Origin of the sequence: Clostridioides sp. ES-S-0010-02, assembly GCA_020641055.1 — a bacterium.
GTDB lineage: Bacteria > Bacillota > Clostridia > Peptostreptococcales > Peptostreptococcaceae > Clostridioides.
Window position 1 is genome coordinate 2,437,964 of the sequence record CP067345.1, and the last position, 16,670, is coordinate 2,454,633.

Below are 16,670 nucleotides of genomic sequence, written 5' to 3' on the forward strand. Positions count from 1 at the left end.
CTCCCCCCTTCTATCGCGGCAATAAATTATCCCTGTTTAAAATAAATAATAATTCATTTCCGAAATCTCTTACACTTCTTTCACTGTCATTTTTAAAATTTTCTATATAAATATTTAAGTCCCCTAATTTATTGGAAGAAAAAGAATTGTTCTTAAAGGATTCTTTAGCTGCTCTAATATTATTATTTGATGTATTCATATTCGCTTGTATTTTACTAGTTTCAAAACTTACTATTGATTTTAGATTTTTAGTAGCTGCTAAAACATTTTTTTGTAGATTATTTTTTAATTCTTTTGTTACATCTTTAGAAGAACTAAATCCAACTTGAAAGTTTTTTATAATATCATCGGTAAAGCCAAATATATTATTTTTTAACCAACCACCCATTTTAGAGATACCACTCCACAATCCAGTTGGTATATGAACACCTATTTCTTTGTTCATTCTCAAAGATGGTGAGTGAGTGTCAAAAGCACTTTTAAAACCATCAATCACCCCATCGGCAAAATCTGATATTTTGTCTTTTAGCCAACCACCTGCTCCTTTTATACCTTCCCAAAAACCTTTAACTACATTTAAGCCGATTTCTTTAATTTTATCTGGCAAGCCAGACAATGTATCTTTTATAGCTTTTGCCATGTCTTTAGCTGCTGTTGTAGCCTTTGTAACTAAATTTCCGCCCCACTCTACAACTCTATTTATTGTGTCATTAAGCCATTTTTTAAATTCGTCTGGCAATGTTTTTATTTTATTAATTATATTGTCAAAAAAATTTTTAGCAATCTCAAAAGCTTTATTTTTTAAATTACTGCCCCATTCAGAAGTTTTTTTGACTATATCATTAAATTTTTCTGTTATTTTATTGGGAAGCTCTTTAAAGAATTTCATTGTGTTTTCTAAAAATGTTTTAGCTATTTCTAAAGCCTGTTCTTTTACATTAGTTCCCCAATCACTTATATCTTTAGCTGTATTAGTTAACCATTCGCCGATTTGTTCGGGCAATTTAGAGAACCAATTAACCATATTATCTAAGATTTTTGGTAATTCTATTGTTACCCAGTTCCATAACTGTTCACCTAATGCTAAAAAACTTCCTGCAATTTCTCCTAACATATAACCAAGCTGATAAGGAACTTCTGCAAACCAAGCTTTTATATTTTCTATCCATGTTGGTATAGTTTCAGAAAAAAAGTTTGAAACACTCTCTAGCAAAGCCGAAAATCCTTCTTTAATTTTTTCTCCAAGCCCATTAAACCACTCTCCAACACTTGCTACACCTTCATTGAATTTATTGCCTATATGCGCAAAAAAATCACCTGTAGAACTTAAAAAATCAGAAAATCCATCTTTTATAGATGACCACATATTTTGTATATTCTTACCTAAAGAGTCACATATTCCACTAAACCATTTCCCAACACCATCAAAATTTTTCTTAGTTTCTTCTACTAATTTTTTTGTAGAATTATTTGTTTTCGGCACAGTTTCTTTTGCTAATCTGTCAGTATTAAGGTCTAATTTTTTTATATTTTCGTCTACCTTTTCTACTCCATCAGCGTAATTATTTATATCTTCTACACTAGAACTTAAATCTCCACTTGCGTCTGCGCCTTCTGATTCTAAACTTGAGTTACTAACTGACTCACTTGTATTTGATTTTAACTTTTCAATTTCTTCTAATTTCAATTTAAGTCGTTCAAGTTCTTTTTCCTGTTCGGGGATTATTTCTTTTAAGTTTACAGCTTCTTTTATAGCATCCTGCACACTTTGTTTTTCTGAATTAATACCATTTAACAAACTTTCCGAAAGGCTCTGACCTGTATTTTGCCAATTCTGATTATATGTTTGAAGCAACTTCAAAATTTCTTCGTTGTTTTTTTCTATTATTAACTTTCTTGATTCTGCTTGTATATTTTCATCACTTAATAACTGTTCAAATTTTTTGTTAGCTTCTTCCTTTTCTTTTTCATTAGCTGCTTTTATCACCTCTAGCTTTTGCTCTTCTAATTCTTTTTTGTTATCTAATTCATTCTGATAACTTTCTTTTTTCTTACTTGCTTCTTCTTTTATAGTTTCTATTTGTTCTTTTAATCTTTCTTTTTCTTCTTTTCTTTCTTCATCTAATAACTTTTTTCTTCTATCTTCTTTTGCGTCATCTATTTCTTTTTGAATTTTCTCTCTATCTTTTTGGTTTTTAGCTGACGCTAATTTTCTTTCAAACTCGCTTATTTTTTCATTATAAGTCTTTTCTTCATCTGCTTTTTGCTCTGCTTCTATTTGTTTGTCTATTTCATCAATTTGTTGTTGTATAGCATTAGTTTTTTCGCTTGTTTCAGCATCTAATAATTTTACTTTTTGATTATATTCTTTTTCATATATTTTGATTCTTTCACTGGATGCTTTTTCCTCTGCGCTTTGTCTATCATCTATACTTTTTAACTGTATTTCTTTTTCTTCTTCATATTGTTTTTTAAATGCTTCTGTTATAGCATCACAAAGTTTTTGAAATTTACTTTTATTTACTTCAAGATTTTTTTCTATAGTTTCAGCTAATTTTTTCGTTGCTTCTCCTACATCTTTTTTAGAGTCGCTTAAGGCATTTACAACGCCAGTACCAACTTCCGAAGCTGCTTTATACATTTTCCTCGATGGAGAATGTATTTCTAATTCCCCTTTAAACGCTTTTACAATAGTCTTACCTAAGTTTTTAGCAGCACTAACAACTGATTTAACTCCACCTGTTATACCATTTATAATACCACTTACAATATTTTTACCTGCATTTTTTGCAGAAGAAAAAAGACCCGAAAAAGCTTGCGGAAGTGTCTTCGTAAAAAAGTTAGCTATCCACCCAAATACATTTATAGCCGTTGCTTTTATTGCGTTCCATGCAGCTATAACAGCTTTTCTAAAGCCCTCGTTTTTCTTCCATAAATACACAATGCCTGCTGCAAGTCCCGCGACAGCAATAGTAACAAGCACAATAGGATTCGCGGACATAACTAGATTAAAAGCTGCTTGCGCTGCTGTTGCAACTTTAGTCGCCGCTGTACTCAGTTTTGTAGCTATAGCTGTAGCTTTTGTTGCTAATTCTAATTCTTTAAACATCTTAACTGATTTTTGTATAGCTGTAGTTATAGCAAGTGTTCCTATTGCTGCTGTAACTGTGCCTATCACAGCGGCAACTAAAGGCATATTATTAATACAGAAACTAGCAAATAATTTTATTGCAGGTAATGCTGCCTCTGCAAGTGGATATAAAAAATCTGTTTTTAATCTTCTTCCTATTTCTTCAAATTGACTTCCTACATCACTGTATTTTATTTTGTTTATTTCGTCCATTGTTTGCTTTGTTCGGTCAAATTCCCCATTAATATCACTCAACGCACGTGTACTTTCTTCTTGTAAATCTTCAAACATTGTTCCAAACGTTGCAACTCCAACCTCGTTACGTTTTATCGGGTCTTCTATAGCATATATTGCGTCTGTAATTTCTCCCATTGCATCCGCTGCAATTTCTCCACCTTGTGCAAACCTGTTCTTTACATCATCAACGTTAAGCCCCATTTGTGCAAGATATTCATCCGCATCGCCTGCCTTGATTTTAACTCCAAATTCTTTTACCGCATCGCCTAGTTTGTCAACTGAAAATACACCTGTATCAACACCATTTTTAAGCGTATTAAACATTTCTTCTGCACTATGACCAGAATTTTTGAAATGCACCGAATACTCATTGATTACATCTAAAAGGTCGTCATTTTGATTTAATCCAGATTGCGCTCCTTGCGCTATTAACCCGAATGCCTGCTGACCGTTTAGTCCAAACTGCGTCATTAACATATTTACTGCTCTCATGGATTCTGGTACTTCCATGCCGAATGTATCACGTAGTACAATAGCATTTTTAGTAAGTTCTTTAATTTGTGTTGGGTCTGTTTCTTTTGTTGTCTGTGCAACTCTAGCCATAGAGTCTTGTATATCATCCAAGCTTTCTCCATAATTATTTTTATACAAATCCATAATTTCATTCTTGAACTTTTTCATTTCAACTGTACTTTTTCCAGTTTGCGCTTGAAACGAATTAAGAGCCTTATCTGAACTTAAAGCAAGCTCTTTAAGTCCATCAGCAGCCTTTTTTATTCCATCCGCTACAAGACTAGCAATAGCACCTTTTAACACAGTAAAACCTTGTTTTAAACCATCCGCACTTTTTTCTGCTTTCTGTTCTGCGTTTTCAAGTTCTAATAATTCTTTTTTTACTTTGTCAAGTTCGCTTTTTAACGCTTTAGCTTCGTTTGAATTTTTCCCAAACTGTGTAACAAGTTGCTCATATTCAGTTTCGAGTGAGGATGCTTTATTTTTTAATTCATCCATGCTATGTGCTACTTCTTCAAGAGAACCTTTATATTGTCTTATTTCCTTTTCTGTTTTATTTACTGCTGCTGTCTGATTTAATATTTTTAGTTTTAATTCTTCCGCACCTTTTGCATTCGCTTGTTGCTCTTTTTCTATTTCAATAAGAGCTTTAGCGTACTTTTTTGCTTCTTCTGAATTTTTTCCAAATTGTTCGACTGTTTGTTGATAAACTTCTCTTAAATTATCAGCTCTATTTTTGTTTTCTTCTTCTGCATTTGTTAACTCTTGCATCTGCTCTTTATACGAAGATAACTTATCTTTTTCGCTTGTTAAAACTGTTTCGAGTTGCTTTAATTTCGCGCTAATACCTTCTGTACTAGTCGCCCAATTATCCATACCAGCTGACGCTGCTTTAAATTCTGCATTTGCTAACTTTATATTTTTATTAGCTTCCGTTATACCTTTTTTTAAATCTGATATATCGACTTTAAATTTTGTGGTTATATTTTCCTCTTGTCCTGCCATTTTCTCACCTCCTACTAGAACCAATTATCTCCTGCGGGTTTTCTAATTAATCCGTTTTTTGTTTTTTCTTTAGTTTCTATTTCTTTTTTATCTTTGCTCATGCGCTTTAATAATAAAAATACTTCGCTAGCTTTCTCTCTACGAATTTGAAAAGGTGTTAAGGCTTGAAATTTTTCACAAAGAATTAATTCAAGTTCAAAAAAAACATCGTAAAGGGGAGTCTTGCTCCCCTTTTCTAGTTTTTTGAGTTAGGCATACCCATAATTTCGTTAAATGTATATTTGAAAATTTCTACAAAAACAACCACCAATTCTTTGATATTTGTTTGTCTTAACTCGTCATCTGTTAAATCATCGAACACATTTTTTAGAAATGGTTTCAAGAGTTTCAATCCTTTTATAACCGTTTTTACAATTTCTTCATTATTGTTTATTTTTTCTATATCAACGATTTCGAAAATGTCTTCGATTGTACCAAACATAATATTAACTGTATCAGTTGTATATGTTTTTTCAATTTTATTTTTATTATCTTTAGAATATATATTAAGTTTTAATTCCATTTTTTATCACTCCTATTTTTTTAGTGTTTTTGATTCAATACTTGATTCTTGTGGTGGTGAAGGTGGTGTTTTAGCTTTTAATGTATCTGGAGTTGTAACAGTATCAAAGAACTTAGTCAAATCCGCTTTATCATATCTAGTATCAACAACTATAGCTTTAGCTGAACCACCTTTAACAAATTTATGTGTTGTATAAATACCTACATATGTTAATTCTTGATTATTCGAGTCTGTGCCTGCATTTTCGCTCGCAACCGTCTCATCTGGTATGTTAAAAGTACCTTTGTATCTCCAAACATATCTGTACTCGCCATCTGTTCCTTTCGTTCTATATCCTATTGCAAAATATTTAACTTTTCTTTCTGCATCAATCATTGCGCCTGTTTCTGTATCAAAGTTTTTACCTGTTATTTCCGATAGTACTTCTAAATTAACTGGTGCAACTTGTAATGTAAATGTGTCTGCACCTTCTGAATTTATTACAAGCATAGCAACATTATCATAATATTTTGCTTCGCTCGCTGTCTCTGTTGTCTTTCCTATCTCTGCAACCATAGACAATGATTTTACTTCTCCGGTTGTATATCCGTCACTTCCTTCATTATCTGTTAAAACTTCCGCATAAACTAATCCATCCACACCTCTAAATTCAAATACACCTTGTGTTTCTGCCATTTTTTATTCCTCCTTGTAATTTTCTATATAGTAAATTTCTAACATAGTTCCTGTATGTGTTATCTCGTCGCTTTTAACGTCTATTGGTTGCCCTGTTATTATGAAATTATTTTCTTTTAACAACTTTTTAGCTTTTAACATTTCAGTTTCAACGAGTTTGGGGTTGTTGCTATAAAAGTATAGCCAAAAACCCCAAACACATTTTTTTGATTCATTATTGTAATACTCTTCATCGCCTTGAAAATTCCAAAATGTAAAAAAAGAACTCGGATATATTTCTTCTCGCGATAAACTTCCTTGCAAGAAAACTTGATAACCTAGTCCTTCTATAATTTCTATTAATTTTTGTTTCATAGTCTTTCAATCCTTTTTCTAAATACTTCTTGTTGTATTTCTAAGATTTCTTTTTTAGTTTTATTACTATAAAAAGCATTATATAATTGTCTATCTGGTGTCATTTTCGGAGTACCATACATTAAAAAAATACTCGCAAGACCTTTATTTTTTATATCAAATCCAACTTTAGTTATTGCTGTTGTTCCTTCCCAAATCACTTTATTTTCTTTATTTATAGATGATTCTGTTGCTCCTGTTTGTTTATGTTTTGCAATTGCGGGTTTTATTTTTTTAGTAACATGAGAGTTGGTAGCATGTAATGCGCTTTCGAATGTCTTTTTTAAATCTTTATTTAAATTCTCTAGTTTTTTTATATATTCTTCTAGTCCAGATATATCAAGTTGAGTTTTTTTTCTAGCCATTGCCTTTTATCCTTCTAACTTTAAATTTTAGAATTTTAAAATTTTCCTCCACGTTTTCGGGTTCTCCTAAAATTTCGAATTTCACACCATCAGAAAGCCTTTCGACTTGACAATCGCTTTTTAAATCGGGTGTATACCAAGTTTCTATATACGCAGTATCTTCAATCGAATATATACCATTTACAACCTTATCAGTTCCACCAAAACTCTTGAAACTTGCAAATATTATAAAACCTTCTTTATAAACTTTATTTGTTACACCATTGTATTTCTTATAGGTAGGGATAAGTATTCTAAGCGGGGTAGAATAATTATCTTTTCTTTTATACACTTTCCTCAACTCCTTTTTTGCAAGCTAATTGCGTAGCTCTTTGCATAAAATAAGAAGATAGTACACTAGAGTCCCATAAATCCGTTACGCCTCGTGCTATTGTACTCGCAGCTACTTCACTTTCAAGAATTTTTTTTTCTACTCCTGCATAATTTAGATAACTTTTTACATCAATGATGTAAGCTTTTAATCTTTCGTCATGATAATTGTTTGTAATACCTAAACACATTTTTGTAAATGTTAGAATATCATACATTTTTTACACCTTCTTAAACTGCTACTGTATCTTTTTGTAATATATAAACGCCATTTACATCTATTAGTTTACCATCACAAATTGTAAGACCTTTGTTTTGCCATTTGTTAGTGTCTGGATTAAAATATCTAGTAAATCCAATTTCTAAATTACTGTTTATTGCATAGTCTTGTGGTCTAAAATATATCATAAAAGCTTCGCCTTTTGCTGCTGTATCATAATCTTTCAATATATCTGGTTCAACTAAAATTACTTCTCTGCCATTAAATCTGCATGTTAAGTTACCCGTAATAGGGTCATATGTTTCAGTATATAAAGGTCTGTTATTGTCGTCCCTTAAAGTCATTATATTGCTTTCCCAAGTCCCGACAGTCATTACTAAAACACCTTGACCTCTGTACGCAAGCGGGATTTTTGCAAATAGTTTTTTTCTAAATTGTGTCCAGTCTGCAATATCAGCATCAGTAAAATTTAGTTTATTAGTAGATTTTATTTTATCATCGTTTAATATTCCTTTTGGCTGCCCTACGCCTGTACCGTTTATTATAAAATTATCAAATTCTTTTATAAACGCTTCCGCTAACAACTTAGCTATTTCACTTTCAAGAATTGGCAAAGATACAATACTCGATAACAAGCTTTGCGATATTCTTGCTTCTGCTATATAATAACTAAAACTTACAGTAGCTTTTATAGTAGGAGCTTTTTGTGTATCTGATACTTCTTCCTCTCCTATCCATTTAACGATTGGGACAAGTTCGCTTATAGGAAATTCTACTCCACCTTGTATATTTAATTTTCTAACTTTATTATATAATTGACCATATGTTTTTAATTCTTTTATAAGCTCTTTCATAATAGTGTTAGGGATTATTTTGCCTATACTATCACTTGTTATGACCTCATTAGCTCTTTTCTCCATATGCCATTTACCAGTTTGAACATATTCTTTAAACGCTTGTCTGTATTCCATTGAATCTAATATATTTTCACTTCTTTTATTAGCTGTCGTTGTTTTCGAGTTAATTCCATACGCTGCAATAGGTTTAAAACTTCTTGTATTTATACTCTGTTCTCCTTCTTCGCCATTACCGTCTTGATTTTCCTCGTTTTCTTCACTTTCTTTACTGCCTTCTAATTCGTCCTTAGCTTCTTGTAACTCTTTTAAAACAGCATCTAACGTTCCTCCTAAAGCTCTTACTTCTTCGATTGTTTCGGCTTTTTTTATTTGCTCTCTTAACTCTCTTTCTCTTTTCTCTTTACTTTCTATTACTCTTTGTAAATATTTTTTAAATGCCATTATATATTACCTCCATATAGGAATTTTATTTTTAGTTTTTCTAATTCTAAATCTTTGTTGATACTATTTCTTTTTTCTTCTTCTTTTTTATTAATTACTTTTTTTCTTGCATTTTCTAAATCTGTTCTATCTCTTGCATTAATTTCAGTCTCTGAATAAATAGGAAAACATACAGCACTTACTTCTGCAATACTAGATATTTTTTTAATACGTCTTGTAGGAAAATCACTGTCTATATTTTCCCATTCTTCATCTCCAACAGAAAACATAAACGACATACCTGTTATATCTCCACGTTTTATAGCTGAATAAAGATTTTTTGCGTCACTATTATTTTCTATGTCCAAATCTGCTTCTATACTTAAACCCTCATTATCTATTTTTATTCTCATAGTAGACTCAGAATCTTTTTTACTCCTAGCTAATGGTATTTTACTTATATCATGATTTACAAATAAAAATACATCGCTTAAATCAGCTCCATTTAATGCCCCTCTTTCAATTATTTCCTCGAAATATCCTAAATTTGCTTTTTTATCATAAACAACAGGTCTACCAATTATAGTTTTTTTATTATTTTCTGTATCTTCTACAGCTCTAAATTCTGCATTAAACTGTCTATTCCTTATTTTCGTTTTCATTTCCTTCACCCCCCTCCTTATTTAATTGATAGCTTTGCGCAATATTAACATTTACATAGTTTAAAGATTGCATCCTTATACCAGCTAATTCTCTAAGTGGCTTAAGTCCAAAAGCTTCCCTTTTTTCGTTTTCGTACATTGCTCCACTATCCCCAAGCAGTCGTATCATTTCTAACTTTTGGCTTGTATTCATAAAGATTAATTCTTTTGAATAAAAGACTATTTTATTCGAAAATTCTATCTCTCTTTTTGTAAATATTCCTTTTGTAAATGCGTCAGACAGACTAATTATAATAGGTTCAAGTGTTTTTTGGTAAAATGCTTCGTATTGTTCTTTTGTATAATTTCCTAACAAAATCGGCAAACTTACTCCAAAATTTCTTAATATTTTTTCATCTATAAATTTTAATGTTGGTTCGTCTATTGCTTGTATATTTCTTGAAAGTGGGATAAATTCGCCTTTTAAATCCATTGCTAGAAAACCACTTTCGCTATTCTTAATTTTTTCTTCTAATGCTTTCAAATTTTCTTGCATTGTTCCATCATCAAGCATTGTGTTATACTTAACAACACCATTTAAGCTATAACCAGTTTTAATATTTTTTGTTATTCCTTCTAATAAATTTTTATTAAGTTGTAATGTATCTAAAAGATGTTCTTTGTCAAATTGTCCATTTTCATTCCCTCCCATAAATTCATTTTTTGAAAATTTATGTCTGATATGAATTACATCAGAATATTTTAAAATTGTTTCATAATTATTTGAAAAAACAAATTTTATAAACAAATTTTCTGTGTTATCTTGCAAAAAAATAACGCTTGTAGGGTCAATAGGATATAGACTCGTCAAGCGTCCTGCTTCATAAAACGGAATAACAAAACTATTTGATTTTAAAAATAAATTCCATATAATTTTTTCAAGAAAATCACTTTTGGTCATAATTGGATTAGGATTATTTAAAACATTTTGTATATTTCCAGAAATGGATATAACATCAACATCATTTTTTATATGTGTTGGTTGCAATTTCTTTATTTCAAGAGCTATGCAACTAATTGCTTGTTGTACAACATCACTTGCGTAAATATCATCACCAAATTGGCTAAAAATAGGAGTATATCCGTTTAGCATATCAGCGAATTTATATTTATTAGTTTTATTTTCTTTTTTCTTTTTAAAAATATCTAAAAAAGCAATTTTTATAACCCCCTTTCATTTATTTTAAGTATCTAAAAAATTCACTTCTATATCTTTTAAAAATCTCATACAAAATAATCAGTGAGACAGCTCCATCGATACGCTTATTATGCTGATTATTTATTTTGACTGGCATAACATAGCCAAGACCATCTATTTCCATAGAAGTATTACCCAAGCACCACATGTCAATTTCATTTTCGTTGTAATTTATTAACTCGTCTTTTAAATCAGCTTCAACTAGTTTCATCGCTCCCGACATTGTGTATCTATTTTGTAGTACCATTTCATACTCAAAACCATAATTATCCATTTGCTTTAAAAAATCCTTTGCGAAACGTTGGTCATAACCAGTTTTAATTACTTTAATTCCAAATATTTTATATAACATATAAAACCAATCCGCCACTAAGCTTAAATCAACGTCATTGCCTTCTACTATAGTGATTAATCCTTGTTTAACCCATTCGGAGTACTTCGCACCTGCGTTTACATCATCCGAATTAGTAAGCTTACTCTCTGGTATCCAATAATGCTGATATATATATTTTGTTTTATCATCTTTTTTCATTAATAAGATTTTTGCACTAGTTAAGTCTGTTGTTTCAGCTAAATCAACACCGCCTAACGCTATGCAATTTTTAAAGTCTTCTATATTGTAGATAGCTTTATATTTATAATCGCTTTCTGAAAGCCAAGCTTGTGCATTAGACTGCTTAAAGTTGAAGTCTTTACTTAAAACAAACATTCTATCTGATTTACTAGTCCGTGCTGCGTCTATTTGTTCCCTTAAATAGTCCCATTTCTTAACAATTCCTAGCGAAGGATTACTTTTTGACCAGCTTTTTTCATCTTCCCAAACCTCCTGCTCGCTATCTTGTGTGTATAACCATGCCAAAGTCCTTTCAGCCATTAAACTGTCATCTTCGCCATTTATTATTTTCCTGCATTTTTTTAATTCTTCATCCAAATAACCATCATTTACAAATCCTTCTGTTGTAATATTTATAAATTTAGGGTTATCTTTAAGCGATTGAGATTGCTCTATTGACTTCCCTATTATATTGTTTTTCATTTCATGAGTTTCATCTACTATCGCAAAGTCAATATTACGACCTTCTTTGTTTCTAGTTCTATCACTTAGTTTAAATACTTTTGAATTATTAGCTAAGCACTTAATAAAACGCTGATTTCTTTTCGTATCTAATTGGTATGGGTCTATAAGTAATCTCATAGTGTCTATAGCATCATAAACGATAGACGCTTGATTGTCGTCATTGCTGCTGCATACTATATCGCTACCTGCATTACCTAAAACTAACTCCGATAAGGCAAGAGCTGAACAAGTTTCGCTCTTTGTATTCTTTCTAGCAATCAATAAAATTATTTTTTTAAAGCGGTCATTTAATGTATTAGCCATTTTGAAGCTATAAACTACTTCTATAAATGCTTTTGCCACAACATAAGTTTCATCGGTTTACCGTAGAAAGGGGATTTTGTAAGTTTAATACAATTTTCCATAAAATCCATTCTTCTGTAAGCTTCTTTTGTATTGTAGATATATTTTGGATTTTCTAAATCATCAATTAAGTTATCAAGTTGCATTATTAACTCTTGTCCTGCTACAATATTCCCTCTTTTTATCTCATTTCTATAATGAGTTAAATAATTAAACATCTAAAAATTTACTCATGTAAGCTCTAAGTGGGCTTTCTTCTCTATTTTCAGAATTAACAAGCATACTGGAAAGCAATTTCATAACATTTATATAAGTTTGTGATAGTTCTTTATATTGTTTACTAGCAGATGTAACTTTTTGCAACTCTGGATTGTTTGGATGAACTTTGATAAAAGGTAGTTTTTTTAATTCTTCTAAGTTTTTTTCAAGAAAAATAACTTCATCTATCATTTTTTCAATCAAAACTTGTTTTTCTTTGTCTATATTCTCAAATATTTTTAACAACTCACCTTTTCTATTCATTTCAAAGTCTTTCACCTCTTTTTTATTTTTCTGAAAAAGTTTCAGTAAAAATCTCGTTTTTTGACCTTCTGCGAGAAATAAGGTCTCCTTCCAGTCCTCTAACACAGTTATTTTTTTATTGAGTAGGGGGGCTATTCTTGATACCTTTCAAACCAATCAATAATATATTTTTTATATTCTTCTGGTCTGTTTGCTGCTCTTAATAAGCATTCCTCTTTACTTGTATTAATAAATATAAATTCGCAACCCAGCATTTGTTCTAATCTTTCACGTTCCATTTTTAGAGGATAACCCCCAACAATGTAAGCATTATTCCACTTACCAGTTCGGCACTTAATCATATCCAATATTAAATCTCTTATACTGAAAACATTAGTCTTTAGCGTATTAGGCTTTATATATCTATCATTAGTACTTATACATTGCCAGATATTGTCTATGTCTAATATCAAATCGTTTTTGCCTGCTACTTCTCTTGTATAACTAGTCTTGCCACAACATGGTGCTCCATAAATCGCATACACTTTTTTAAATGAAGAACTACCAAAACGATTATGTATTTCGTTATGGCATTTATGATGCACTAAAATAATATTATCTGGATTTAAACTTATATTAAAATCATTTATGTTATTGCTATTAAGCTCTATCTTATGATGTGCTATACAATCATAAGATTTTACTATATGTTTATGGCAATGTTCACAATAAAGTATTCCATCCTCTGCAACTCTTTCAAGCTTCAATGTTTCTATTAACTTTTTCCACTCTTTGTTTTTATAAAAATTCATTTCTAAATTCCTCTAATGACTTCATAACCATATCTTATTATTACTACTTTCCTATCGAGTAACTCGCTTAGACGTTCTTGCTCTGTTTCTATATCATCTATTTCTATTCCTTTAGCAGCTTGAATTACAACAGGTGGAAAATTTATCGCATACTTAACTGGTTCTGTATATTTTACTTCGCATGTCTTACTATCATAAAATTTTATTTTCACATTACCACATCCTATTCTCTAATTCTTTTTTTCTTAACTCTAAAGCTTCTTTATTATTTATTACTCTGTGTGGGTCATTTTGCCACACTTCTGGCTTTCTGTTTTTTAGCCAAAATATTTGTGCTGTTGTATCTGGTAAAACATGCTTTGTTACTCTCTTTACTTCTTTACCATCTTTGTAAGTTATTTCATCATAAAAATAACCTAAAGCTCTTTTTAATAATGCATTCTCCACTTGTTTGTCAACAACTTCTTTACCATCTTTTAAGGACTCCGAAAACTCTGGATATTTTTTCTTCCAATCATATAGAGTTGAAATTGATATCCCCATGTTAGCCGCTATTTGCCCATCAATCAAACCATCTTTAGCCCAACCTTCAACCTTCATTAAACCTTCTTTTGTTAACCATTTTTTATATTTACCCACACCACCACCTCATTCTAAAAATAATAAAAGCCTAGAAATTAATCTAAGCTTTTTAAACAGAAAAATATTCACTTATTATATATTTATAGATTTCCCATATTATCATTATAACATTTTATTATCCCTTTGTTTTCCCTCACTTTTCCCTCTACTTTCCCTTTTATATACCAAATGCTTCTATTCCCCATAACAATATATTCATTTTATTTATTATCTCGTCACGCCAACTCTTAGGAGAATTTTTCCCACAGTTTAATTCTTTACATATCTTTTCATTATCTTTTTCTTCAAAATAAAACATTTCAAAAGCTCTAAACTTATAATATTCTTTTTTAATCTTAAACTCTTCTTCTATTATCTTTTTAGCTTCATCTACATAAGCTAACATCTTTGCAGTTCTCATTTTTGTTTTAACCATACTTTTTATAAATATTTTATCCTTTTCCATCTCAAGCTCTTCTATTTTATTTAATATTGGTGTTATATCTCCCTTTACATCTTCAATATTAGATTTTAATATATTATAATTTTCTAGTAACAATCTTGTATTATGTAAATTTTCTCTTTTTTTCTCGTCTTTCATTTCTTTTAATATTTCCCTTGTTAGTTTTTTTATTTCCTTTTTATCCACTTTCAAAACCTCCTATTTGTAGATACTACCACTATTCTTATTTTCAAGTTCTATTCTATTTATAATTTCAAACCCTGCAATTCTTGCAGTATCTTTTATTAGTTTAATAACTATATTTGCCTTTTGCTTTTCTTCATCAACTTTACTTATTGCCTTATATGCTGTATTATCAATGTATCCACTTTTATTATATTTCAAGCTATTCATTATTCCCCTCCTGTGCTTCCGTTTTTAACCATCTTAAACATATATTTGTTTTTCCTACTCCTCGTTTTTCGTTACATTCAATAGCATTACCACAAAAAGCCCCAAATACTTCACAACGTCCACATATATATTCAGCTAATTTTTTAACATCCATATCTTTTATAATTTCAAATACAGTCTTAAAAATCTTTCCTTCTTCTTGTTTTTCTATTAAAATACTTTCTTCTTTTTCTTCACATTTTTTCTTTTCTTCTTTTAAACTATTTTCCTGTTTTGGTTGTCCTTCTTCCTGTTCATTATTTTTTTTGCCTTTTTCTTTGACATCCCTAATACTCAATTCTTCTTTTTCTTTATATTCAGCAAATAAATTTTGTTGCTCTGCTCCTTCCAGTTTAGATAACTCAAAAGCTGTAGATACATTTATATTTTCTTTTTTAAGTTCAGCCTTAAATTCTGAGTTCAAATTTTTTGATATACTTTCATATCTTGCTAATTGCATTGTTGATATCTCCAGCATATTAGCTATTATTTCTCTAGTTCTACCTTTTAGTTTTTTTCTTCTCTTGAAATCAAATTTTTCAAAGATTTCTTTGATTCCCATAGCTTGCAACATTTTCTCATAATCACTTATTTCTCTAATAGTTGAATTAGACATTATCAATAACAATTTTTCTTCCAATTCTTCTAAATCAGTTTCTACTGAGCAAGGTAAAAATTCGTATTCTTTTTTACCTTCATTGACTAACTCTAATGTTGCTAACCTTCTTCTATGACCAGATATAACTTTATATTTATTATCACTTATTTTTTTTACATTTAAATTTTGCTTTATTCCAAATAATTCTATTGAATGTTTCAATTCTTCTATATCATCAGTAGAATAAAAGTTTTCTTTAGATTCTACAAGGTCAAAAACACTTATGTATTTTATATTCAAATTATTTTCTTTGTTATCTTCTTCAACACTATTTTGAGCTTTATTATTAGCTAGTACTTCTAACATATTAAAAGACATATATTTACCTCCTTTAATGTGTACGATTCGTACACGTTTTTACATACTCTTTAGTAAATTTTTTATAATCTTGTGAAGCTCCACAACGACTATTATATTCTCTTAGTGTTTTTTTATAGAATGTACTCTCTTGAATGTTTTTATTAAACCTTATATTTGTTTCAAATACATTACATTTAGTTTTTATCAATCCTTTAAACTGATTATTAACTTCATTGTTTTGGTAATGTGTAAGTAAACAACCTTTAAATTCTAATTCACTATTTATTTGTTTAGCATTTTCTACTTGCTCTAGCAATTCATTAATTGCCTTGTATGAAAAATCATCTGCTCTGATAGGTATTATTACTTGATTAGATGCTATAAGCGAATTGATAGTAATTAAATCAATCGTAGGTGCATTATCAATAATACAATAATCGTATTCATTCTTAACACTATCTAAAGCTATTTTTAATATATTAAATTTATCACTTTCCATATTGTAAATTTTTCTTTCAGCTTCATAGAGATTCATATTACTTGTTATAATATCTATATTTTTATTTTCCGTCTTACATATAAACTCTTTTATATCAACACATTTAGTTGTTAGTATCCTATCTAATCCTTTTTTATCTTCTTTAAACTTTGAAAAATATTGAGATAAATTTCCCTGTTTATCTGCATCTATAAATAAAATCTTAAACCCTAATTTTGATAACATATCTCCAAAATTAGCTGCTGTTATTGTTTTTCCTACTCCTCCCTTAAAATTTAAAATAGATATGATTATAGCTTTTTTAGTTTCCATGTTTATA

20 protein-coding genes are annotated in these 16,670 nt (G+C 29.9%); all 20 read right to left on the bottom strand.

What is annotated here, in order from left to right:
- Positions 1-10: 10 nt before the first annotated feature.
- The 20 genes from JJC01_11215 to JJC01_11310 all read right to left on the bottom strand — a co-directional run bounded on the left by JJC01_11215 (position 11) and on the right by JJC01_11310 (position 16,663).
- Entirely contained in the window at positions 11-4,885 is a 4,875-nt protein-coding gene (locus JJC01_11215; GenBank protein ID UDN56755.1) for a phage tail tape measure protein, read from the bottom strand.
- Positions 4,886-5,120: 235 nt separating this feature from the next.
- Positions 5,121-5,447 carry a hypothetical protein gene (locus JJC01_11220; protein UDN56756.1) on the bottom strand — a complete coding sequence of 109 codons (327 nt, stop codon included), beginning with the start codon at positions 5,445-5,447 and terminating at the stop codon, positions 5,121-5,123.
- Positions 5,448-5,459: 12 nt separating this feature from the next.
- On the bottom strand, positions 5,460-6,122 hold the full coding sequence (locus JJC01_11225) for a hypothetical protein (GenBank protein ID UDN56757.1): 663 nt from the start codon (positions 6,120-6,122) through the stop codon (positions 5,460-5,462).
- Between the two features lie 3 nt (positions 6,123-6,125).
- Complete coding sequence (locus JJC01_11230) at positions 6,126-6,476, bottom strand: hypothetical protein (protein UDN56758.1); 351 nt, start codon at positions 6,474-6,476, stop codon at positions 6,126-6,128.
- Entirely contained in the window at positions 6,473-6,880 is a 408-nt protein-coding gene (locus tag JJC01_11235; GenBank protein UDN56759.1) for a hypothetical protein, read from the bottom strand. The genes JJC01_11230 and JJC01_11235 overlap by 4 nt, the downstream gene beginning before the upstream one ends.
- Positions 6,873-7,211 (bottom strand): hypothetical protein, encoded by a 339-nt coding sequence (locus JJC01_11240; protein ID UDN56760.1) that lies wholly within the window; start codon positions 7,209-7,211, stop codon positions 6,873-6,875. Before JJC01_11240 ends, JJC01_11235 begins: the two co-directional genes overlap by 8 nt.
- Entirely contained in the window at positions 7,204-7,467 is a 264-nt protein-coding gene (locus JJC01_11245) for a hypothetical protein (GenBank protein UDN56761.1), read from the bottom strand. Before JJC01_11245 ends, JJC01_11240 begins: the two co-directional genes overlap by 8 nt.
- A 13-nt stretch (positions 7,468-7,480) precedes the next feature.
- Positions 7,481-8,767 (bottom strand): phage major capsid protein, encoded by a 1,287-nt coding sequence (locus JJC01_11250; GenBank protein ID UDN56762.1) that lies wholly within the window; start codon positions 8,765-8,767, stop codon positions 7,481-7,483.
- Positions 8,767-9,408, bottom strand: coding sequence for an HK97 family phage prohead protease (locus JJC01_11255; protein ID UDN56763.1), 642 nt, complete (start codon positions 9,406-9,408; stop codon positions 8,767-8,769). The genes JJC01_11250 and JJC01_11255 overlap by 1 nt, the downstream gene beginning before the upstream one ends.
- Positions 9,386-10,540: a phage portal protein gene (locus JJC01_11260; protein UDN56764.1), complete on the bottom strand. Its 1,155-nt coding sequence runs from the start codon at positions 10,538-10,540 to the stop codon at positions 9,386-9,388. Before JJC01_11260 ends, JJC01_11255 begins: the two co-directional genes overlap by 23 nt.
- Positions 10,541-10,625: 85 nt before the next feature.
- Positions 10,626-12,065 (bottom strand): terminase large subunit, encoded by a 1,440-nt coding sequence (locus tag JJC01_11265; GenBank protein UDN56765.1) that lies wholly within the window; start codon positions 12,063-12,065, stop codon positions 10,626-10,628.
- Positions 12,047-12,283, bottom strand: coding sequence for a hypothetical protein (locus tag JJC01_11270; protein ID UDN56766.1), 237 nt, complete (start codon positions 12,281-12,283; stop codon positions 12,047-12,049). Before JJC01_11270 ends, JJC01_11265 begins: the two co-directional genes overlap by 19 nt.
- Positions 12,276-12,587, bottom strand: coding sequence for a hypothetical protein (locus tag JJC01_11275; GenBank protein UDN56767.1), 312 nt, complete (start codon positions 12,585-12,587; stop codon positions 12,276-12,278). The genes JJC01_11270 and JJC01_11275 overlap by 8 nt, the downstream gene beginning before the upstream one ends.
- Positions 12,588-12,718: 131 nt before the next feature.
- A complete protein-coding gene (locus JJC01_11280) occupies positions 12,719-13,378 on the bottom strand; it encodes an HNH endonuclease (protein ID UDN56768.1) in 660 nt (219 codons plus the stop codon).
- Positions 13,379-13,380: 2 nt separating this feature from the next.
- Positions 13,381-13,590 (bottom strand): hypothetical protein, encoded by a 210-nt coding sequence (locus tag JJC01_11285; protein ID UDN56769.1) that lies wholly within the window; start codon positions 13,588-13,590, stop codon positions 13,381-13,383.
- A 1-nt stretch (position 13,591) separates the two neighbouring features.
- Positions 13,592-13,978, bottom strand: coding sequence for a helix-turn-helix domain-containing protein (locus JJC01_11290; protein UDN60167.1), 387 nt, complete (start codon positions 13,976-13,978; stop codon positions 13,592-13,594).
- Between the two features lie 199 nt (positions 13,979-14,177).
- Positions 14,178-14,648: a hypothetical protein gene (locus JJC01_11295; GenBank protein ID UDN56770.1), complete on the bottom strand. Its 471-nt coding sequence runs from the start codon at positions 14,646-14,648 to the stop codon at positions 14,178-14,180.
- 12 nt (positions 14,649-14,660) lie between these two features.
- Positions 14,661-14,855 (bottom strand): hypothetical protein, encoded by a 195-nt coding sequence (locus tag JJC01_11300; protein UDN56771.1) that lies wholly within the window; start codon positions 14,853-14,855, stop codon positions 14,661-14,663.
- Complete coding sequence (locus tag JJC01_11305; protein ID UDN56772.1) at positions 14,848-15,870, bottom strand: ParB/RepB/Spo0J family partition protein; 1,023 nt, start codon at positions 15,868-15,870, stop codon at positions 14,848-14,850. Before JJC01_11305 ends, JJC01_11300 begins: the two co-directional genes overlap by 8 nt.
- A 13-nt stretch (positions 15,871-15,883) precedes the next feature.
- A complete protein-coding gene (locus JJC01_11310; GenBank protein UDN56773.1) occupies positions 15,884-16,663 on the bottom strand; it encodes an AAA family ATPase in 780 nt (259 codons plus the stop codon).
- Positions 16,664-16,670 lie beyond the last annotated feature (7 nt).

Bases quoted from the DNA above. Each gene is read 5' to 3' on its own strand.
- JJC01_11290 (UDN60167.1), bottom strand. From the start codon at position 13,978: ATGAAGGTTGAAGGTTGGGCTAAAGATGGTTTGATTGATGGGCAAATA.
- JJC01_11310 (UDN56773.1), bottom strand. From the start codon at position 16,663: ATGGAAACTAAAAAAGCTATAATCATATCTATTTTAAATTTTAAGGGA.
- JJC01_11235 (UDN56759.1), bottom strand. From the start codon at position 6,880: ATGGCTAGAAAAAAAACTCAACTTGATATATCTGGACTAGAAGAATAT.
- JJC01_11215 (UDN56755.1), bottom strand. From the start codon at position 4,885: ATGGCAGGACAAGAGGAAAATATAACCACAAAATTTAAAGTCGATATA.
- JJC01_11280 (UDN56768.1), bottom strand. From the start codon at position 13,378: ATGAATTTTTATAAAAACAAAGAGTGGAAAAAGTTAATAGAAACATTG.
- JJC01_11300 (UDN56771.1), bottom strand. From the start codon at position 14,855: ATGAATAGCTTGAAATATAATAAAAGTGGATACATTGATAATACAGCA.
- JJC01_11220 (UDN56756.1), bottom strand. From the start codon at position 5,447: ATGGAATTAAAACTTAATATATATTCTAAAGATAATAAAAATAAAATT.
- JJC01_11270 (UDN56766.1), bottom strand. From the start codon at position 12,283: ATGTTTAATTATTTAACTCATTATAGAAATGAGATAAAAAGAGGGAAT.
- JJC01_11255 (UDN56763.1), bottom strand. From the start codon at position 9,408: ATGAAAACGAAAATAAGGAATAGACAGTTTAATGCAGAATTTAGAGCT.
- JJC01_11305 (UDN56772.1), bottom strand. From the start codon at position 15,870: ATGTCTTTTAATATGTTAGAAGTACTAGCTAATAATAAAGCTCAAAAT.
- JJC01_11260 (UDN56764.1), bottom strand. From the start codon at position 10,540: ATGCTAAACGGATATACTCCTATTTTTAGCCAATTTGGTGATGATATT.
- JJC01_11245 (UDN56761.1), bottom strand. From the start codon at position 7,467: ATGTATGATATTCTAACATTTACAAAAATGTGTTTAGGTATTACAAAC.
- JJC01_11250 (UDN56762.1), bottom strand. From the start codon at position 8,767: ATGGCATTTAAAAAATATTTACAAAGAGTAATAGAAAGTAAAGAGAAA.
- JJC01_11230 (UDN56758.1), bottom strand. From the start codon at position 6,476: ATGAAACAAAAATTAATAGAAATTATAGAAGGACTAGGTTATCAAGTT.
- JJC01_11275 (UDN56767.1), bottom strand. From the start codon at position 12,587: ATGAATAGAAAAGGTGAGTTGTTAAAAATATTTGAGAATATAGACAAA.
- JJC01_11225 (UDN56757.1), bottom strand. From the start codon at position 6,122: ATGGCAGAAACACAAGGTGTATTTGAATTTAGAGGTGTGGATGGATTA.